This is a genomic window from Patescibacteria group bacterium (genome assembly GCA_034520665.1).
Classification (GTDB): domain Bacteria; phylum Patescibacteriota; class Patescibacteriia; order JAXHNJ01; family JAXHNJ01; genus JAXHNJ01.
The window spans coordinates 71,090-86,222 of sequence record JAXHNJ010000001.1; the positions used below are offsets into that span (position 1 = coordinate 71,090).

A 15,133-nucleotide genomic window follows, 5' to 3' on the forward strand; every position below is an offset into this window, starting at 1 on the left:
ATCCTGAAATTTTTATTATTCCCATGCAGCATAGTGACATTGGACCATTACAAGCACTGCTCGATGAGCTAATGTTTAATAATAAAAAAAACAACTCAAATGAAATTGGATGTCCATTTGAGACAAAACAATTTGATCGCGTTTTGTCAGAAGGATACCTTTCAATATTACATGACGATTTATTCGATTCATTAATGGAGATATATCGGAAGGGCAGTCGCTCGAATGTCAGCGAAAATTCTCTTCAAAATAGGTTCTAACCTCGTTCAATAATTGCGACCAAATTATTTATTAATAAAAAAACACTCTCATAATATTTTCGGAGCGTTTTTTAAATTTATTAAATAATATTTACTTTTTCTCTTTGGCCTGATCTCTAATACAAGCAGCACAGGCTTTATATTTTTTGCCGTTTTTGATTAAAGTTTGCAAATTTATCTTTTGTAATCTTTTGGTGGCTATGTTAGAATGACTGCGCGAAATAGCTGTCTTAGCCGTCTTGCCGCAGATTTCACATTTTCTGGCCATGAGTCTGTTTACTTAATTTATTATAATAATTTAACTTAAATAAGTATAACATAATTTTTATTTTTTTCAAGCGATGATACTACAATTACTATTTTCCGAACCATTATTTTTCTTTATCTGGGTAGCCGCTATTATTGTCGGTATTACTATTCATGAGTTTGCTCATGCCTGGTCAGCCTATCTTTTAGGCGATCCGACGGCTAAAAATATGGGCCGGCTTTCTTTAAATCCCTTGGTTCATCTGGATCCTTTTGGGTTCCTCTTTTTATTAATTGCCGGCATTGGCTATGGCAAACCGGTTCCGGTTAACCCATATAATCTAAAGGATCAAAAAAAAGGAGAAATATTGGTTTCAGCGGCTGGTCCGGTTTCTAATCTGGTACAGATAGTCATTTTTGGCTTAGCTTTTCATTTTTTAGTCTCTCTTGGTCCCAACAACCTTTTAGTCAGTTTTTTAGTGGCTCTAATTTATATTAATATTATATTAATGGTTTTTAATTTAGTGCCTATTCCGCCCTTAGATGGGTCAAAAATACTGATGAATGTTTTACCCTCTTCAGCTGATAATTTTAAGCTTTGGCTGCAAAGGCGCGGACCTTTGGTGCTTTTTGGCCTGATAATTTTAGATAGAGTCCTTGGTTTGGGTATTTTTGCCGGAATTTTTAATTTTTTCATTAATTTAATATTTAGTGTTTTTGGATAGTTTTTTGAGGACAAGAGGACAATAGATATAGAGACAATTGACATAAGGACATCGAACAATAGGGTGTTGGATAGTTTAATTATCGACAAGCGCTAAGCAATTAGCTAAAAGCCGCCTTGACTTGACATCTATTATATGATTTGATATATTTTAAGCAAGGAATTCCTCGCTTTATAATAAGAGGATTTTTTAATAAAACAATTTATGCTAGAATTAAAGAAATAAAATGCCCACAACCAATCAATTAATTAGAAAAGGAAGAAAATCCACCAAGAAAAAATCAAAAACGCCGGCTTTGCAGACGACTTTGAATGTGCTCAAAAGAAAAAGAAAAGAACTGAAAAAAGGAGCTCCTTTTAAAAGAGGCGTTTGTACTAAGGTAACTACAGTAACTCCCAAAAAACCGAACTCAGCCTTGCGTAAAATTGCCAGAGTCCGGCTTTCTAATGGTCAGGAAGTAACGGCCTATATACCGGGAGAAGGCCATAATCTACAGGAACACTCCATTGTGATGATACGCGGCGGCCGAGTTAAAGACTTGCCAGGCGTGCGCTATCACGTAGTTAGGGGAAGATATGATACCTCGGGTGTGGAAGGCCGTCAGCAAAGTCGCAGCCACTACGGCACTAAAAAGGAGAAAAAAGCATGAGAGCCAAACAATTTCCCAAAAGAGACATCAAGCCTGACCCTAAGTTTAATAATGTTATTGTAGCTAAGTTTATAAACCAAATAATGCGTCGGGGTAAAAAATCCCTGGCTCAAAATTTAGTTTATAAGACTTTTGATATTATTTCAGAAAAAGAAAAGACAGATCCTTTGGAAGTTTTTGAAAAAGCTTTAAAAAATGTCTCACCAGTCTTAGAAGTTATTTCCAGACGCATTGGCGGGGCTAACTATCAGATTCCAATTGAAGTTCGCGGCGATCGTCGTATGACTTTAGCTATGCGCTGGATTATCAAAGCAGCTCAAAGTAAAAAAGGCAAACAAATGCCTGAAAAATTAGCTAGCGAATTGATTTTGGCGGCTAAAAAAGAAGGCAGTGCTATGTCTAAAAAAGAAGAAGTACACCGCATGGCTGAATCAAACCGCGCTTTTGCTCATTTTGGCCGCAGTTAATTTTTAAATAATTAATTATAAAAAATATATGGGAAACGAATCCAGAGAAAATATAAGATTAGAAGGATTAATAGAATCAGCCAAAATGTTGGCCAAAAATTTTAATCAAAATGAGGTTAATCCACAAAATCTCCCCAAAGAAAGAAAAGTTTTAATAGAAAAACTAGAAGATGTAGTAGCTCAGATTGAAGAATTTGATGCTAAAGAAGTGCCAGAGTTAGCTAAAAATATTCTTGAAGAAGAAAAAAAGAGCCAAGAATAAGTAATATTATTTAATTAAACTAAATATTAATAATTTTTTAATTTATGCCCAGAAAATATCCCCTAGAAAAAACTCGTAATATTGGTATTATTGCTCACCCTTCGGCGGAGCTCAGGATGACTAAAATCAAGAAAGGAGTTAATTAAATCTATGGAACGTAAATATCCCCTAGAAAAAACTCGTAATATTGGAATAATAGCTCACATCGACGCTGGTAAAACTACGGTGACCGAGCGCGTTTTATTTTATACCGGACGCAAACACAAAATTGGCGAAGTTCATGAAGGGGAAGCGGAAATGGACTGGATGGAACAGGAAAGAGAAAGAGGTATTACTATTACTTCAGCCGCTACCACTTGTTTTTGGAAAGATAATCGCATTAATATAATTGATACTCCGGGTCATATTGATTTTACCGCTGAAGTTCAGCGATCTTTACGGGTTTTGGACGGTGGCGTGGTAGTTTTTGATGGTGTGGCCGGAGTTGAACCTCAGTCAGAAACAGTCTGGCATCAGGCTGAAAAGTTTAAAATCCCTCTGCTTTGTTTTGTTAATAAAATGGATCGTACTGGCGCAGATTTTTACTATGACTTAAAAACTATTCACGAAAGATTAAATAAAAACGCCGTTCCCATTCAACTGCCGATTGGAGCTGAAGATAAATTTGAAGGAGTGATTGACCTTTTGGCAATGAAAGCCCGGGTTTATAAAGATGAAATGGGTAAGGAATGGGAAGATAAAGATATACCAGAGGACATGAAAGAAAAAGCTGATGAATATCGCAAAAAAATGATTGAAACTGTGGCTGAACAGGATGATGAATTATTAAATAAATATTTAGAAGGCGAAGAATTAGATATAAAGGAAATTAAAAAAGTTTTAAGACAAGCCGTGGTTGATCATAAGCTTTTTCCGGTTCTTTGCGGTTCGGCTTTAAAAAACAGAGGCGTGCAGTTTTTAATGGACGCTATTGTAGACTTTTTACCCTCACCGCTGGAAGTACCGTCAGTGACTGGCTTTCATCCGGATGATGAAGAAAAAGAAGAGACAAGAAAAGCTGATGATACAGCTCCTTTTGCGGCTCTTGCTTTTAAAGTAGCTAACGACCCTTATGTGGGGACTTTGACTTTTTTCCGGGTTTATTCCGGTACTTTAAAAGCCGGTTCATACGCTTTAAATCCCAGAACTGGCAAGAAAGAAAGAATTGGTCGTATTGTTCGAATGCATGCTAATTCCCGGGAAGAAGTGCAAGAAATTCACTCTGGTGAAATAGCCGGCGCAGTCGGTCTTAAAGACACGACTACCGGTGATACTTTATGTGATGAAAAGCATCCTATAATTTTAGAGTCAATTGAGTTTCCTGACCCGGTTATTTCTATTGCTATTGAACCAAAAACAAAAGCCGACCAGGAAAAAATGGGACTGGCTTTATCCAAGTTAGCTCAAGAAGATCCTACTTTTAAAATAAGAAGTGACGAAGAAGTTAATCAAACCATAATTTCAGGCATGGGCGAGCTTCATTTAAATATTCTGGTTGACCGCATGAAAAGGGAGTTTAAAGTGGAAGCTAATGTGGGCGAACCTCAGGTAGCTTATAAAGAAACAGTGAGTAAAGTAGCCGAAGCAGAAAGCAAATATATTAAACAATCCGGTGGACGCGGTCAGTATGGCCACTGTATTGTTAGAATTGAACCTAAAGAAAGAGGCAAAGGCTTTGAATTTGTGGACGCAGTAAAAGGCGGTAATATTCCTAAAGAATTTATTCCGGCTGTAGAAAAAGGAGTTAAAGAAGCGGTGGATAACGGAATATTAGCCGGTTATCCTCTAGTTGACTTAAAATTGACTTTGCTTGACGGTTCTTACCATGATGTAGACTCTTCAGAAGCGGCTTTTAAAATCGCCGGCTCTATGGCCTTGCAGGAAGCGGCTAAAAAAGCCAAACCGACCTTGCTAGAGCCAGTCATGAGAATTGAAGTTGTCACTCCAGAGAAATTTATGGGAGATGTTATTGGTGATTTGAACGCTAAAAGGGCTAATATTAAAGAGATGACTGATCGGGGCAAAATGAAACTGGTTAAGGCTAATGTTCCCTTAGCTTCCATGTTTGGTTATACCACTGAATTGCGCTCCATGACTCAGGGCCGGGCTTCAAATTCTATGGAATTTTCTCATTACGCTAAAGTAGCCCAAAATATAGTAAATGAAATTTTAGAAAGCAAGAATAAAGAAGAATAATTTAAAATGAAATTAAATAAAAAATATCTTACCTTGGCTTTCGTAATAGTTGTGGTTCTGGCCATAGCGGGGGGTATTTTTTATTATCAGTTTAATTCTAAAAAAGAAGAATCCGAGTCTTTTACAGTCAGCTATAAAGAATTAAAAGCGGAAGAGGTTGATGATCTGAGTAAAATTGAGAGTCAGGAAAAAATAGTCTATGCTCAAAGAGAAGTGATTGATAATAAAGGTAATGAGAATGTTTACCAAACCAGGTATTATGTTACCAACAGTAAGGGAGAGAAAAAATATAACTTTTATACAGCTGATGATCTGACTTTTGAAATTGGCTATCCCTATTTAGAAGATAAAATATTAATCTTAACTGAATTTGGCCAGGCTGATAATCGGGTAGTTAATTTAAAAGGGGAAGTTTTAAAGGAGGTTTTTATACCGGGTATTGATTTTGGCACTGATTTTGTAGTTTCAGATGACCATAAAAAAGTGGCTTACCTGGAAAATCAGTCAAAAGCTAATCTAGAAAATGAGCTTAGTTTTGATTTTAATTATTTAATAAAAGTTAAAGATTTAGAGAGTGGTGTGGTTGAAGAGTTTAATCCTGAGGAAATTAAACACGAAGAGATTGAATATAGTCAATTTGTGCCCGGTGCTTTTTCCCAAGACGGAAAAAAACTCTATATCTTTGCTTCTCAATATGGCTTGGATTTAAGTTATCAAAACCCAAATGGCTTATATGAAATTAATTTAGAGAATAACCAAATAAAAGAAATATATTATTCTTCTATTGAAAATCAAGAGGAAAAGGATTTGTTGGTTTTATTGGGTGTTTTTCCCCGGCAAAATTTGGCTTTAGTTAATCGGGGTCCGAGATTATCAAAAGATGATGAAACTGTCTTTCGTACTCAAATACAAAAAATAAATTTGGAAACCGGAGAATTTAAGGATTTGTATATTGATGAATATACGGATCGGGTAGGTAGTGGTGGCAAAATACTAAGCCCGGATGGCCATAAATTAATTCTACTTAATAATGCTTATTATGACCGAGGACTTTCTCTCTATAATTTAGAAACAAAAAAAATGACCAAATTGCTGGATCAAGGGGAATTTGTGACCTGGATGAGTGATAACCAGACAATTATTTATCGTCTTTACAAAACTAAAGAAAACGAGCCGGGACAGATTGATCAAACAGTTGAAATTCATTCATTAAACATTGACACGGGAGGGGATTATAAGTTATACTCACAGGAATCAGTAAATGAAGGTACGGGTATGAATGAAATGGGAGATAAATTTTATACTTTTATCGGTTTAATCTAATTAGAATACTTTATTAATAGTTAATAATAATGGCTTAAAATAATAATAATATTTTCTATTTTTGGCTAGCTATAGGCAAAAATTAAGACAGAACTGTTTTTATGAGAATTTCTTTATTTAAAAACTTGCCAAAGACTGATATTATTGCTATAATCGTTATTGCTATTTTGTAAAAAATATTGTAAAATAAATAAAATAACAATCATCTCAATTTAATTTAAAAAAGAAAGGATAAAAATTATGGCAGATAAATTTGAAAGATCAAAACCCCATCTTAATGTTGGTACTATTGGTCATGTTGACCATGGTAAAACTACTTTAACCGCCGCTATGCTTAAAGTTTTAAAAGAGAATGGCTTAAATGTCTCAGAAAAGGCAGTAGATGAAATTGATAATGCCCCTGAAGAAAAAGAAAGAGGTATTACTATTGCTACTTGTCATGTAGAATATGAGAGTGAAAAAAGACATTATGCTCATATCGACTGTCCTGGACACGCTGATTACGTTAAAAATATGATTACCGGAGCTGCTCAAATGGATGGTGCTATTTTGGTAGTTTCCGCGGCTGACGGTCCGATGCCACAAACAAGAGAGCATATTTTGTTAGCTAACCAGGTAGGAGTGGAATCAATAGTTGTTTATTTAAATAAAACCGATCAGGTTGAAGATAAAGAATTAATTGATTTAGTTGAAGAAGAAATTAAAGATCTTCTTAAAAAATATGATTTTGATCCGGACAAATGCCCGATTATAAAAGGCTCAGCCCTAAAAGCTCTTGAAGGTGATGAGGAATCTAAAAAATCTATTATGGAACTGCTTAAAGCACTGGATGAAAATATTCCTGAACCCAAGAGAGACGTGGAAAAACCCTTTCTTATGCCAATTGAAGACATTTTCTCTATTGAAGGAAGAGGTACAGTAGTCACTGGTCGGATTGAAAGAGGGAAACTTAAGCTTAATGACGAAATTGAAATTGTTGGTCTGGGTGAAACCCAAAAAACAGTAGTCACTGGCATAGAGATGTTCAATAAATCCTTAGATGAAGGCCAGGCTGGTGATAATGCGGGTATTTTATTGCGCGGCACTAAAAAAGAAGAGGTTGAGCGTGGACAGGTTATTGCTAAACCCGGCAGTGTTACTCCGCATACTGATTTTGAATGTGAAGTTTATATCTTAAAGAAAGAAGAAGGTGGACGCCACACGCCATTTTTCAAAGGCTATAAACCTCAATTTTATATCAGAACTACTGATGTAACTGGTTCTGTAGAATTACCCGAAAAAACTGAAATGGTTATGCCTGGTGACACAGTTAACCTCAAAGTTAAACTTAATAAACCGATTGCTTTAGAAGAACAGCAGAGATTTGCTATTCGTGAAGGTGGTCATACTGTTGGTGCTGGAGTGGTAACTAAAATTAGTAAATAATTATAAGATAAAAATAATATTTCGATCTTTCCATGCCTAAAACAAAACAAAAAAATGATCAAGAAGAGGTTCAGCAGAGAATTCGCATAAAAATTAGAGCTTATGATCATAAAATTATTGATCAATGTACAAAAAAAATAATTGATACCGCTGAAAAAAGCGGCATGAAGGTAAAAGGACCAGTGCCCCTGCCCACCGAGAAAAGTAAATATACAGTTATTAGATCACCATTTGTACATAAAAAGTCAAGAGATCAGTATGAGATGCGCATACATAAGCGTTTAATTGATATTTTAGAACCGGATCCTAAATCAGTTGATTCTTTAATGAGTTTAAATCTACCGGCTGGCGTGGACGTCGAAATAAAAATGTAAAATTAAAATTTAATAATAGCAGTGAATAGGTTCTGAGGATGATAATAGCTGATATTTAATTGACAGAGATTTAATCCTCAGATAACAATTTGCGAGATAATAAAGAACCGAGTTTAAAAGGTTTAATTCTTGCGACCTCGGTTTTTTTCTTAAAATTTTTAGTAAAAAAATGAAATTTATCATCGGAAAAAAAATTGAAATGACTTCTGTTTTTGGCCATTCTGGCCGAATGATAGCCGCGACCAGAATAAAAGTTAATCCGAATTTTGTTAGCCAGATTAAAACTAAAGAAAAAGAAGGCTATGAAGCTGTTCAGCTGGCTTTTGACAAGAATAAAAAGATTAAAAAACCCCAGAAAGGACACTTGGGCAAAATCGGTTCTTACGGGGTTTTAAAAGAATTCAGAGTGGATAAATCTTCAGATTTTAAGGTAGGTCAGGAAGTCAATGCTTCAATTTTTGAAACCGGAGAAATTGTAAATATTATGGGATTTTCTAAAGGTAAAGGTTTCCAGGGAGTAGTCAAGAGGCATGGTTTTAAAGGAGCGCCGGCTACCCACGGTACTAAGGATCAGCTGCGCATGCCTGGTTCAATTGGCCCCACTGGCCCAGCCCATGTTTTTAAAGGCACACGTATGCCCGGTCGTATGGGCCATGATCAGGTAACCGTTAGAAATTTGGAAATTATTAAAGTTAATAAAAAATCAAACGAAATATTTGTTAAAGGAGCCGTGCCTGGTCCGCGCCACCAAATACTTAAAATTGTGGCTACTGGAAATAAAAATGAAAAAAATGCCTCTGATTTCGACTCACCTACTGAAGCTAATAAAGGCCAGGAAGAGACAAATGATAAAAAGAAAGATAATAAAGCAGAAAATAAATCCACTTCTACTAAAGCTTCAACAAATAAAAAAGAGGAAAAAACCAAAGAAAAACCTCAAAAAGATTCAAAGGAAAAGAAAGAAAAATAATTATGCTTAAAGCAAATATTTATAATAATAAAGGTGAAAAAACCGGAACTGTGGATTTAAAAGAAGAAATTTTTGGTATCAAGCCAAAGGTTTCTCTTATACAGGAAGTGATTAGAGTTCAGATGGCTAATAAGCGGTATAATATAGCTCACAGCAAAGGACGGAGTCAAAAACGGGGCGGCGGACGTAAGCCTTGGCGCCAAAAAGGCACCGGCCGGGCTAGGCACGGATCAATTAGATCACCACTTTGGCGAGGCGGCGGAGTTACTTTTGGGCCTGACAAAGACAGAAATTTTAAAAAGAAAGTCAATAAAAAGGTAAAAAGAAAAGCTTTATTTATGGCTCTATCAGATAAAGCCATAAATAAAAATGTTTTACTTTTTAAAAATTTAAATATTGATGAGCCAAAAACCAAGAAGTTCCTGGAATTAATCAAAAATGTACCAGTTAAAAAACCTTATTTATTAATTTTACCTGATACTAATTTAAATATAATCAGAGCTTCAAATAATTTAAAAGAAAATAGATGTATTCGGGCCGATTCCCTTAATGTTTATGATATTATAAAGTATAAAAGTTTACTTATGCCCGAAGAATCTTTAGCTATTATCTATAAAACTTATTTAAAATAAATCATGGGATTATTTGATAGATTTAAAAAACCAAAAACTGACAAGGCTTCTCACAAAGAGGAAAAGCGTGTACGTGACAAAAAAAAGAAATCCAAATTAACAAAGCAAAAGCAAGAGGAAGCCAAAAAAAAGCGTTTTCAAGCGGTTGGCACCGCTGCTCCAGAAGTCAAAAAAAAGACAGCCAAAAAGAAAAAGACAGCTAAAAAGAAGACTAGAACGGAAAGTGGTACAGCCCCAAAAATACTGATTAGGCCGATAGTCTCAGAAAAAAGTACTGAATTAGGTGTGGCCAATAAATATGTTTTTGAAGTTAACAAGGTCTCAAATAAAATCCAAATAAAAAAAGCTTTTAAGGATTTATACGGCTATAAACCTATAAGTGTTAATATTATTAACATGAGCGGCAAACAGGTTAGATATGGCCGATCAACTGGTCGTACTAAAAATTGGAAAAAGGCGGTTATTACCTTGAAAGCTGAAGAAAAAATTGATATAAATACTTAATATATGGCAGTTAAGAAAAACAAACCAACTACTCCCGGACGAAGGCGATCATCCTCATTAACTTATGAGGAATTAACCAAAAAGAAACCAGAGAAATCTTTGCTTAAGATTATCAAGAAGAAAGCTGGTCGTTCAAAAGGAAAAATTACCGTTAGGCACAAAGGCGGCGGACATAAAAGATTTTATCGTTTAGTAGATTTTAAGCGCCATAATTTTGATGTGCCAGCTGAAGTTAAAAGTATTGAGTATGATCCTAATCGCAGTGCTTTTATTGCTCTTTTGGCATATGAAGACGGTAAGAAAAGTTATGTTCTGTCTCCGACTGGCCTGTCAGTTGGCGATAAAATACTTTCTTCTAAAGATAAGATAGAAATAAAAAATGGTAATCGTATGCCTTTGGAGAAAATGCCACCTGGTTCTTTTATTTATAATATTGAAATGAATCCCGGGCAAGGTGGTAAAATAGTAAGATCAGCCGGCTTGAGGGCTGCTTTGATGGGAGTTGAAGGAAAAAATGCCCAGTTAAAAATGCCTTCCGGAGAAATAAGATTATTTGATAAAAAGTCATTAGCCACTTTGGGACAAGTTTCTAATGCTGATCATATTAATGTTAGACTAGGTAAAGCTGGCAAGAAAAGATGGCTGGGCATCCGACCGACAGTACGTGGTAAGGCTATGAACCCAACAGATCATCCTCATGGTGGCGGCGAAGGTAGTACTCCGGTGGGTATGAAACATCCAAAAACCCCAACTGGTAAACCAGCTATGGGTAAAACTACCCGGAAAAAAAATAAAAAATCCAATCGGATGATTATTAAAAAAAGAAGAAAGAAATAATTTATGTCAAGAAGTCTAAAAAAAGGCCCATACATTAATCCAAAATTGCTTAAAAAAATGAGCAAGGTTAGAGTTGGTGATAAAACAGTAATTAAAACTTGGTCACGTGCTTCGGTTATTACTCCGGAAATGGTTGGCTATACTTTTGGGGTGCATAATGGGAAAGAGCACGTACCGGTCAGAGTAACTGAAAATATGGTTGGTCATAAATTGGGTGAATTCTCTCCTACTCGTAAATTTGTCAAACATGGCGGACGTATGCAAAAAGAAGCAGAAATTGCCCAAGCTGAAACAGTTCGCCAGGAAGCCAAAAAGACAGCTGGAGAAGAAGAAACAAAAAAACCTAAAGAAGAATAATAAAAATTATGGAAGCCAAAGCAAAATTAAGATATTTAAAAATAGCCCCAAGAAAAGTGAGACTGGTTATTAATTTAATAAGGGGCAAAGATATTGAAAGAGCCAGAAATGAGCTTAAATTTAGTTCAAAAAGAGCGGCTAAGCCACTTCTAAAACTTTTAGAATCAGCTATAGCCAACGCTGAAAACAATTTTGATTTAAAAAAAGAAAATCTTTATATAAAAAAAATCACAGCTGATGAAGGCCCCAAGCTTAAAAGATGGCGCCCACGGGCTTATGGAAGAGCTACACAAATATTAAAGCGCTCCAGTCATGTTACCTTAATTCTGGCAGAGAAAAAAATGAGCAAAAAAGAAAAAAAATCTGATAAAAAAAATGATAATAAGAAAAATAAGGGAAGGAAAAAATAATGGGAAGAAAGGTTAATCCAAAAATATTTCGTCTAGGCACAACCCAGAGTTGGAAATCAAAATGGTTTTCCAGAAAGAATTATAGTAAATATTTAAAACAAGATACTAAAATAAGAAAATTTTTAAGGAATAAATTAAAAGGAGCCAGTGTTGCTAAAATTGGTATTGAACGTTCAGCCAACAATATTACCATAAATATTCATACTTCAAAACCAGGATTAGTTATTGGCCGTGGTGGAGCGGGCGCTGATCAGCTGAAAAAAGAAGTTAAAAATAAAGTCTTAAAAAATCCTAAAGGCAGTTTAAAAGTAAATATTACTGAAGTTTCCCAGCCCAATCTAAACGCAGAGATTGTTTGCCAGAGTGTTATTGAGCAGATTGAAAAAAGAATACCCTTTCGAAGGGTTATGAAAAGAACTCTGGATAATGTAATGAAAGCTGGAGCTAAAGGGGTAAAAATTACAGTCTCTGGTCGATTAAACGGCGCTGAAATTGCTCGTACTGAGAAATTAGCTAAAGGCCAGATTCCACTTCATACCCTCCGGGCTGATGTTGATTATTCTAGAGGAAATGCGGCTACTACGTATGGCAGTATTGGAGTACGAGTTTGGATTTATAAAGGTGAAGTTTTTGAAGATGATAAAAAAAATAATAACCAGAAAAAATAATGTTAATACCGAAAAAAGTAAAATACAGAAAATGGCAAAAAGGCCGGCAAAAAGGCCGGGCTACTTCGGGTAATAAAATTTCTTTTGGTCAGTATGGCTTGAAATCTTTAGATAAATCTTGGATAACGGCCAGACAAGTAGAAGCAGCTAGACGGTCCATTACCCGTTTTTTACAAAAAGGCGGAAAAATATGGATAAGAGTTTTTCCAGACAAACCAGTGACTGGCAAGAGTTCAGAAGTGCCCATGGGCGGTGGTAAAGGAGCAGTAGATCATTTTGTAGCTGTGGTTAAACCGGGTACTGTCCTTTTCGAGCTTGGTGGTATTGATAAAGAAACAGCCAAAGAGGCTTTAAGAAGGGCTTCTTTCAAGCTGCCGGTTAAAACTAAATTTGTAGAAAGAATATAGAATATGAAGTTCAAAGAATTAAAAACTAAATCATCTAAAGAATTAAAAAATCTTTTAAAAAATAATAGAGAAGATTTAAGAGACTTAAGATTTAAAGTTTCCAATAAACAAATAAAAAATGTTAGGGAAATAAGAAAAGTAAAAAAAAGTATCGCTCAAATATTGACACTGCTTAAGAAGAAAAGTAAAGTACAAACTAATAAAGCAAATAATAAAGAAAAAAATGTCTCAAAATAATAAGAAGAAAAGAAAATTAAAAGGAGTGGTTGTTTCCGATAAAATGGACAAAACTATTGTGGTTAAAGTAGAAAGATCTAAAAAACATCCGCTTTATAAAAAAATATTTTTTATTTCTAAAAAATATAAAGTTCACGATCCCGAAAATAAGTATAAAGAAGGAGACAAAGTGGTTATTATTGAATCAAAGCCATATTCAAAAGATAAAAGATGGCTGGTAATTAATAAAATTTCATAAACTATGATACAAGTACACACATCTTTAAAAGTGGCTGATAATACCGGAGCTAGAAAAATCCAATGTATACGTCTTCACAGAGGTTTTAAAAGAAGATACGCTCGCTTAGGCGATATTATTACAGCTACAGTTAAAAAAGCTGATCCGCATGCTATGATTAAAAAAGGTGAAATTGTCAAAGCAGTCATTGTTAGAATGAGAAAAGAAACTCGCCGGTCTGATGGTTCTTATTTAAGATTTGATGAAAACGCAGCTGTGGTTATCGATCCGAAAACAAAAATGCCGCGAGGCACTAGAATTTTCGGACCAGTAGCCAGAGAATTAAGAAAAAGAGGCTTTAATAAGATTATATCATTAGCAGCTGAAGTATTATAAATTTTATTTTAAATATTATGAAAATAAAAAAAGGCGATACAGTTAAAATATTAACCGGTAAAGATCGTGGCAAAAAAGGTAAAGTAATTCAAGTTTTACCAAACGAAAATATGGTTATGGTTGAAAATATAAATATGATGGTTAAAAATATTAGACCGAAAAAAGCCGGAGAAAAAGGGCAAAAAGTTGAATACGCCGCTCCTCTTAATATTTCTAATGTTAGCTTGCTTTGTCCTAAATGTTCAAAACCAACTCGAGCTGGTTATAAGGTTTTAAAAAATGAGAAAATTAGAATTTGTAAAAAATGTAAGGAGAAAATATAATGAATCGACTTTATAAAAAATATCAAGAAAAAATTATTCCTTATATGGCGAAAACTTTTAGCTATAAGAATAAAATGGCTGTACCAAAAATTAAAAAAGTAGTTTTGAATGTTGGTATACCGGCAGAAAATTTGAACGATGATAAATTTGTTAAAGCCATCACTAAAAGTTTAGAGCAAATCACTGGCCAAAAACCAGTATTCACACGAGCCAAAAAGTCTATTTCAGCTTTTAAAGTGAAACAGGGTATGAAAGTTGGAGCTAAGGTTACCTTACGCGGGAAAAGAATGTATGATTTTATAGATAAGTTGGTTAACATTACCCTACCTCGTGTCCGTGATTTTCGCGGATTAGATAAAGACCTAGTAACAGGCGGGAAAAGTTTGACCATTGGTTTTATAGAGAATGTTGTTTTTCCCGAAATAAACAGCGAAAAAATTGAAAGAATGCATGGATTAGAAGTTACAATTGTTAGTAATGCCGAAGATAATAAAGAAATGCTGGCTCTTCTTACGGCCTTTGGCTTTCCTTTTAAGAAAGATAAAGATAAAAATAATTTATAATTATTAATTTATATTATATATGGCTAAAAAATCAGTGATAGCAAGATCAAAAAAGAAACCCAAATATTCTACCCGCCAGGTGAATCGTTGTTGGCGCTGCGGTCGTAAAAGGGGTTATATGAGGAAATTTGGTCTTTGCCGTATTTGTTTTCGGGAGTTAGCTAACAAAAATGAAATCCCGGGTATTAAAAAATCATCTTGGTAAATAAAATATTTATACTAATTAATTAATTTATTCTTAATAAAAAATTCTATGACTGATCCAATTGCTGATATGTTATCACGAATAAGAAATGGCCTTTTAGCTAAAAAGTCAGAAATTATTTTTCCGTATTCAAATATAAAATTTGAAATTGCAAAAATTTTAGCTGAAAGAGGCTGGATTGAAAGTGCCAATAAAATAGAAGATAAATTTGATAAAATAAAAATAGTATTAAAATATGATGAAGATAAAAAGCCGGCCATTACTTCTATAAAGAGAGTAAGTAAACCCGGACGTCGTATTTATGTACCAAAGGATAAATTGCCGATTGTACTTAATAATTATGGTGAAGCAATAATTTCTACATCAAGAGGTCTAATGACTAATAAAAAAGCCAGAAAAGAAAAAGTCGGCGGAGAAATAATTTGTGAAATTTATTAATAA

The 15,133-nt window shown here is 34.6% G+C and carries 23 protein-coding genes and 1 pseudogene; 23 read left to right on the forward strand and 1 reads right to left on the reverse strand.

Features of this window, described 5'->3' with window-relative positions; translation table 11 throughout:
• Positions 1-351: 351 nt before the first annotated feature.
• Entirely contained in the window at positions 352-528 is a 177-nt protein-coding gene (gene rpmB / locus U5L76_00330) for a 50S ribosomal protein L28 (protein ID MDZ7798046.1), read from the reverse strand.
• 73 nt (positions 529-601) lie between these two features.
• On the opposite strand from rpmB, the gene U5L76_00335 reads away from it, so the two are divergent.
• The 23 genes and pseudogenes from U5L76_00335 (at position 602) to rpsH (ending at position 15,130) form a co-directional block, all read left to right on the forward strand.
• The gene (locus U5L76_00335) at positions 602-1,231 is read left to right on the forward strand and encodes a site-2 protease family protein (GenBank protein MDZ7798047.1); all 630 of its coding nucleotides are present in this window, start codon (positions 602-604) and stop codon (positions 1,229-1,231) included.
• Between the two features lie 226 nt (positions 1,232-1,457).
• Positions 1,458-1,880: a 30S ribosomal protein S12 gene (rpsL, locus tag U5L76_00340; protein ID MDZ7798048.1), complete on the forward strand. Its 423-nt coding sequence runs from the start codon at positions 1,458-1,460 to the stop codon at positions 1,878-1,880.
• The gene (gene rpsG, locus U5L76_00345; protein ID MDZ7798049.1) at positions 1,877-2,347 is read left to right on the forward strand and encodes a 30S ribosomal protein S7; all 471 of its coding nucleotides are present in this window, start codon (positions 1,877-1,879) and stop codon (positions 2,345-2,347) included. Before rpsL ends, rpsG begins: the two co-directional genes overlap by 4 nt.
• Before the next feature lie 28 nt (positions 2,348-2,375).
• A complete protein-coding gene (locus U5L76_00350) occupies positions 2,376-2,609 on the forward strand; it encodes a hypothetical protein (GenBank protein MDZ7798050.1) in 234 nt (77 codons plus the stop codon).
• Between the two features lie 150 nt (positions 2,610-2,759).
• Positions 2,760-4,844 carry an elongation factor G gene (gene fusA, locus U5L76_00355; protein MDZ7798051.1) on the forward strand — a complete coding sequence of 695 codons (2,085 nt, stop codon included), beginning with the start codon at positions 2,760-2,762 and terminating at the stop codon, positions 4,842-4,844.
• Between the two features lie 6 nt (positions 4,845-4,850).
• The gene (locus tag U5L76_00360; protein ID MDZ7798052.1) at positions 4,851-6,167 is read left to right on the forward strand and encodes a hypothetical protein; all 1,317 of its coding nucleotides are present in this window, start codon (positions 4,851-4,853) and stop codon (positions 6,165-6,167) included.
• Between the two features lie 237 nt (positions 6,168-6,404).
• Positions 6,405-7,592 (forward strand): elongation factor Tu, encoded by a 1,188-nt coding sequence (gene tuf / locus U5L76_00365; protein ID MDZ7798053.1) that lies wholly within the window; start codon positions 6,405-6,407, stop codon positions 7,590-7,592.
• 32 nt (positions 7,593-7,624) lie between these two features.
• Complete coding sequence (gene rpsJ, locus U5L76_00370) at positions 7,625-7,966, forward strand: 30S ribosomal protein S10 (GenBank protein ID MDZ7798054.1); 342 nt, start codon at positions 7,625-7,627, stop codon at positions 7,964-7,966.
• A 169-nt stretch (positions 7,967-8,135) separates the two neighbouring features.
• Complete coding sequence (rplC, locus tag U5L76_00375; GenBank protein ID MDZ7798055.1) at positions 8,136-8,936, forward strand: 50S ribosomal protein L3; 801 nt, start codon at positions 8,136-8,138, stop codon at positions 8,934-8,936.
• Positions 8,937-8,938: 2 nt separating this feature from the next.
• The gene (gene rplD, locus U5L76_00380) at positions 8,939-9,568 is read left to right on the forward strand and encodes a 50S ribosomal protein L4 (protein ID MDZ7798056.1); all 630 of its coding nucleotides are present in this window, start codon (positions 8,939-8,941) and stop codon (positions 9,566-9,568) included.
• A 3-nt stretch (positions 9,569-9,571) separates the two neighbouring features.
• Positions 9,572-10,072: a 50S ribosomal protein L23 gene (rplW, locus tag U5L76_00385; GenBank protein ID MDZ7798057.1), complete on the forward strand. Its 501-nt coding sequence runs from the start codon at positions 9,572-9,574 to the stop codon at positions 10,070-10,072.
• Positions 10,073-10,075: 3 nt separating this feature from the next.
• A complete protein-coding gene (gene rplB, locus U5L76_00390; protein MDZ7798058.1) occupies positions 10,076-10,909 on the forward strand; it encodes a 50S ribosomal protein L2 in 834 nt (277 codons plus the stop codon).
• A gap of 3 nt (positions 10,910-10,912) precedes the next feature.
• Complete coding sequence (gene rpsS / locus U5L76_00395; protein MDZ7798059.1) at positions 10,913-11,266, forward strand: 30S ribosomal protein S19; 354 nt, start codon at positions 10,913-10,915, stop codon at positions 11,264-11,266.
• An 8-nt stretch (positions 11,267-11,274) separates the two neighbouring features.
• Positions 11,275-11,604: pseudogene (gene rplV / locus U5L76_00400) on the forward strand (50S ribosomal protein L22).
• 71 nt (positions 11,605-11,675) lie between these two features.
• Entirely contained in the window at positions 11,676-12,344 is a 669-nt protein-coding gene (rpsC, locus tag U5L76_00405) for a 30S ribosomal protein S3 (GenBank protein ID MDZ7798060.1), read from the forward strand.
• On the forward strand, positions 12,344-12,751 hold the full coding sequence (gene rplP, locus U5L76_00410; protein ID MDZ7798061.1) for a 50S ribosomal protein L16: 408 nt from the start codon (positions 12,344-12,346) through the stop codon (positions 12,749-12,751). The genes rpsC and rplP overlap by 1 nt, the downstream gene beginning before the upstream one ends.
• A 3-nt stretch (positions 12,752-12,754) precedes the next feature.
• Positions 12,755-12,988, forward strand: a complete 234-nt coding sequence (gene rpmC / locus U5L76_00415; protein ID MDZ7798062.1) for a 50S ribosomal protein L29 — start codon at positions 12,755-12,757, stop codon at positions 12,986-12,988.
• The gene (gene rpsQ / locus U5L76_00420; protein MDZ7798063.1) at positions 12,975-13,226 is read left to right on the forward strand and encodes a 30S ribosomal protein S17; all 252 of its coding nucleotides are present in this window, start codon (positions 12,975-12,977) and stop codon (positions 13,224-13,226) included. Before rpmC ends, rpsQ begins: the two co-directional genes overlap by 14 nt.
• A gap of 3 nt (positions 13,227-13,229) precedes the next feature.
• On the forward strand, positions 13,230-13,601 hold the full coding sequence (gene rplN / locus U5L76_00425) for a 50S ribosomal protein L14 (protein MDZ7798064.1): 372 nt from the start codon (positions 13,230-13,232) through the stop codon (positions 13,599-13,601).
• 17 nt (positions 13,602-13,618) lie between these two features.
• Positions 13,619-13,924 carry a 50S ribosomal protein L24 gene (gene rplX / locus U5L76_00430; GenBank protein ID MDZ7798065.1) on the forward strand — a complete coding sequence of 102 codons (306 nt, stop codon included), beginning with the start codon at positions 13,619-13,621 and terminating at the stop codon, positions 13,922-13,924.
• Complete coding sequence (gene rplE, locus U5L76_00435) at positions 13,924-14,487, forward strand: 50S ribosomal protein L5 (protein ID MDZ7798066.1); 564 nt, start codon at positions 13,924-13,926, stop codon at positions 14,485-14,487. Before rplX ends, rplE begins: the two co-directional genes overlap by 1 nt.
• A 19-nt stretch (positions 14,488-14,506) precedes the next feature.
• Positions 14,507-14,692: a type Z 30S ribosomal protein S14 gene (locus U5L76_00440; protein MDZ7798067.1), complete on the forward strand. Its 186-nt coding sequence runs from the start codon at positions 14,507-14,509 to the stop codon at positions 14,690-14,692.
• 48 nt (positions 14,693-14,740) lie between these two features.
• The gene (rpsH, locus tag U5L76_00445; protein MDZ7798068.1) at positions 14,741-15,130 is read left to right on the forward strand and encodes a 30S ribosomal protein S8; all 390 of its coding nucleotides are present in this window, start codon (positions 14,741-14,743) and stop codon (positions 15,128-15,130) included.
• Positions 15,131-15,133: the final 3 nt, after the last annotated feature.

Bases quoted from the DNA above. Each gene is read 5' to 3' on its own strand.
- rpmB (MDZ7798046.1), bottom strand. From the start codon at position 528: ATGGCCAGAAAATGTGAAATCTGCGGCAAGACGGCTAAGACAGCTATT.
- U5L76_00335 (MDZ7798047.1), top strand. From the start codon at position 602: ATGATACTACAATTACTATTTTCCGAACCATTATTTTTCTTTATCTGG.
- rpsL (MDZ7798048.1), top strand. From the start codon at position 1,458: ATGCCCACAACCAATCAATTAATTAGAAAAGGAAGAAAATCCACCAAG.
- rpsG (MDZ7798049.1), top strand. From the start codon at position 1,877: ATGAGAGCCAAACAATTTCCCAAAAGAGACATCAAGCCTGACCCTAAG.
- U5L76_00350 (MDZ7798050.1), top strand. From the start codon at position 2,376: ATGGGAAACGAATCCAGAGAAAATATAAGATTAGAAGGATTAATAGAA.
- fusA (MDZ7798051.1), top strand. From the start codon at position 2,760: ATGGAACGTAAATATCCCCTAGAAAAAACTCGTAATATTGGAATAATA.
- U5L76_00360 (MDZ7798052.1), top strand. From the start codon at position 4,851: ATGAAATTAAATAAAAAATATCTTACCTTGGCTTTCGTAATAGTTGTG.
- rpsJ (MDZ7798054.1), top strand. From the start codon at position 7,625: ATGCCTAAAACAAAACAAAAAAATGATCAAGAAGAGGTTCAGCAGAGA.
- rplC (MDZ7798055.1), top strand. From the start codon at position 8,136: ATGAAATTTATCATCGGAAAAAAAATTGAAATGACTTCTGTTTTTGGC.
- rplD (MDZ7798056.1), top strand. From the start codon at position 8,939: ATGCTTAAAGCAAATATTTATAATAATAAAGGTGAAAAAACCGGAACT.
- rplW (MDZ7798057.1), top strand. From the start codon at position 9,572: ATGGGATTATTTGATAGATTTAAAAAACCAAAAACTGACAAGGCTTCT.
- rplB (MDZ7798058.1), top strand. From the start codon at position 10,076: ATGGCAGTTAAGAAAAACAAACCAACTACTCCCGGACGAAGGCGATCA.
- rpsS (MDZ7798059.1), top strand. From the start codon at position 10,913: ATGTCAAGAAGTCTAAAAAAAGGCCCATACATTAATCCAAAATTGCTT.
- rpsC (MDZ7798060.1), top strand. From the start codon at position 11,676: ATGGGAAGAAAGGTTAATCCAAAAATATTTCGTCTAGGCACAACCCAG.
- rplP (MDZ7798061.1), top strand. From the start codon at position 12,344: ATGTTAATACCGAAAAAAGTAAAATACAGAAAATGGCAAAAAGGCCGG.
- rpmC (MDZ7798062.1), top strand. From the start codon at position 12,755: ATGAAGTTCAAAGAATTAAAAACTAAATCATCTAAAGAATTAAAAAAT.
- rpsQ (MDZ7798063.1), top strand. From the start codon at position 12,975: ATGTCTCAAAATAATAAGAAGAAAAGAAAATTAAAAGGAGTGGTTGTT.
- rplN (MDZ7798064.1), top strand. From the start codon at position 13,230: ATGATACAAGTACACACATCTTTAAAAGTGGCTGATAATACCGGAGCT.
- rplX (MDZ7798065.1), top strand. From the start codon at position 13,619: ATGAAAATAAAAAAAGGCGATACAGTTAAAATATTAACCGGTAAAGAT.
- rplE (MDZ7798066.1), top strand. From the start codon at position 13,924: ATGAATCGACTTTATAAAAAATATCAAGAAAAAATTATTCCTTATATG.
- U5L76_00440 (MDZ7798067.1), top strand. From the start codon at position 14,507: ATGGCTAAAAAATCAGTGATAGCAAGATCAAAAAAGAAACCCAAATAT.
- rpsH (MDZ7798068.1), top strand. From the start codon at position 14,741: ATGACTGATCCAATTGCTGATATGTTATCACGAATAAGAAATGGCCTT.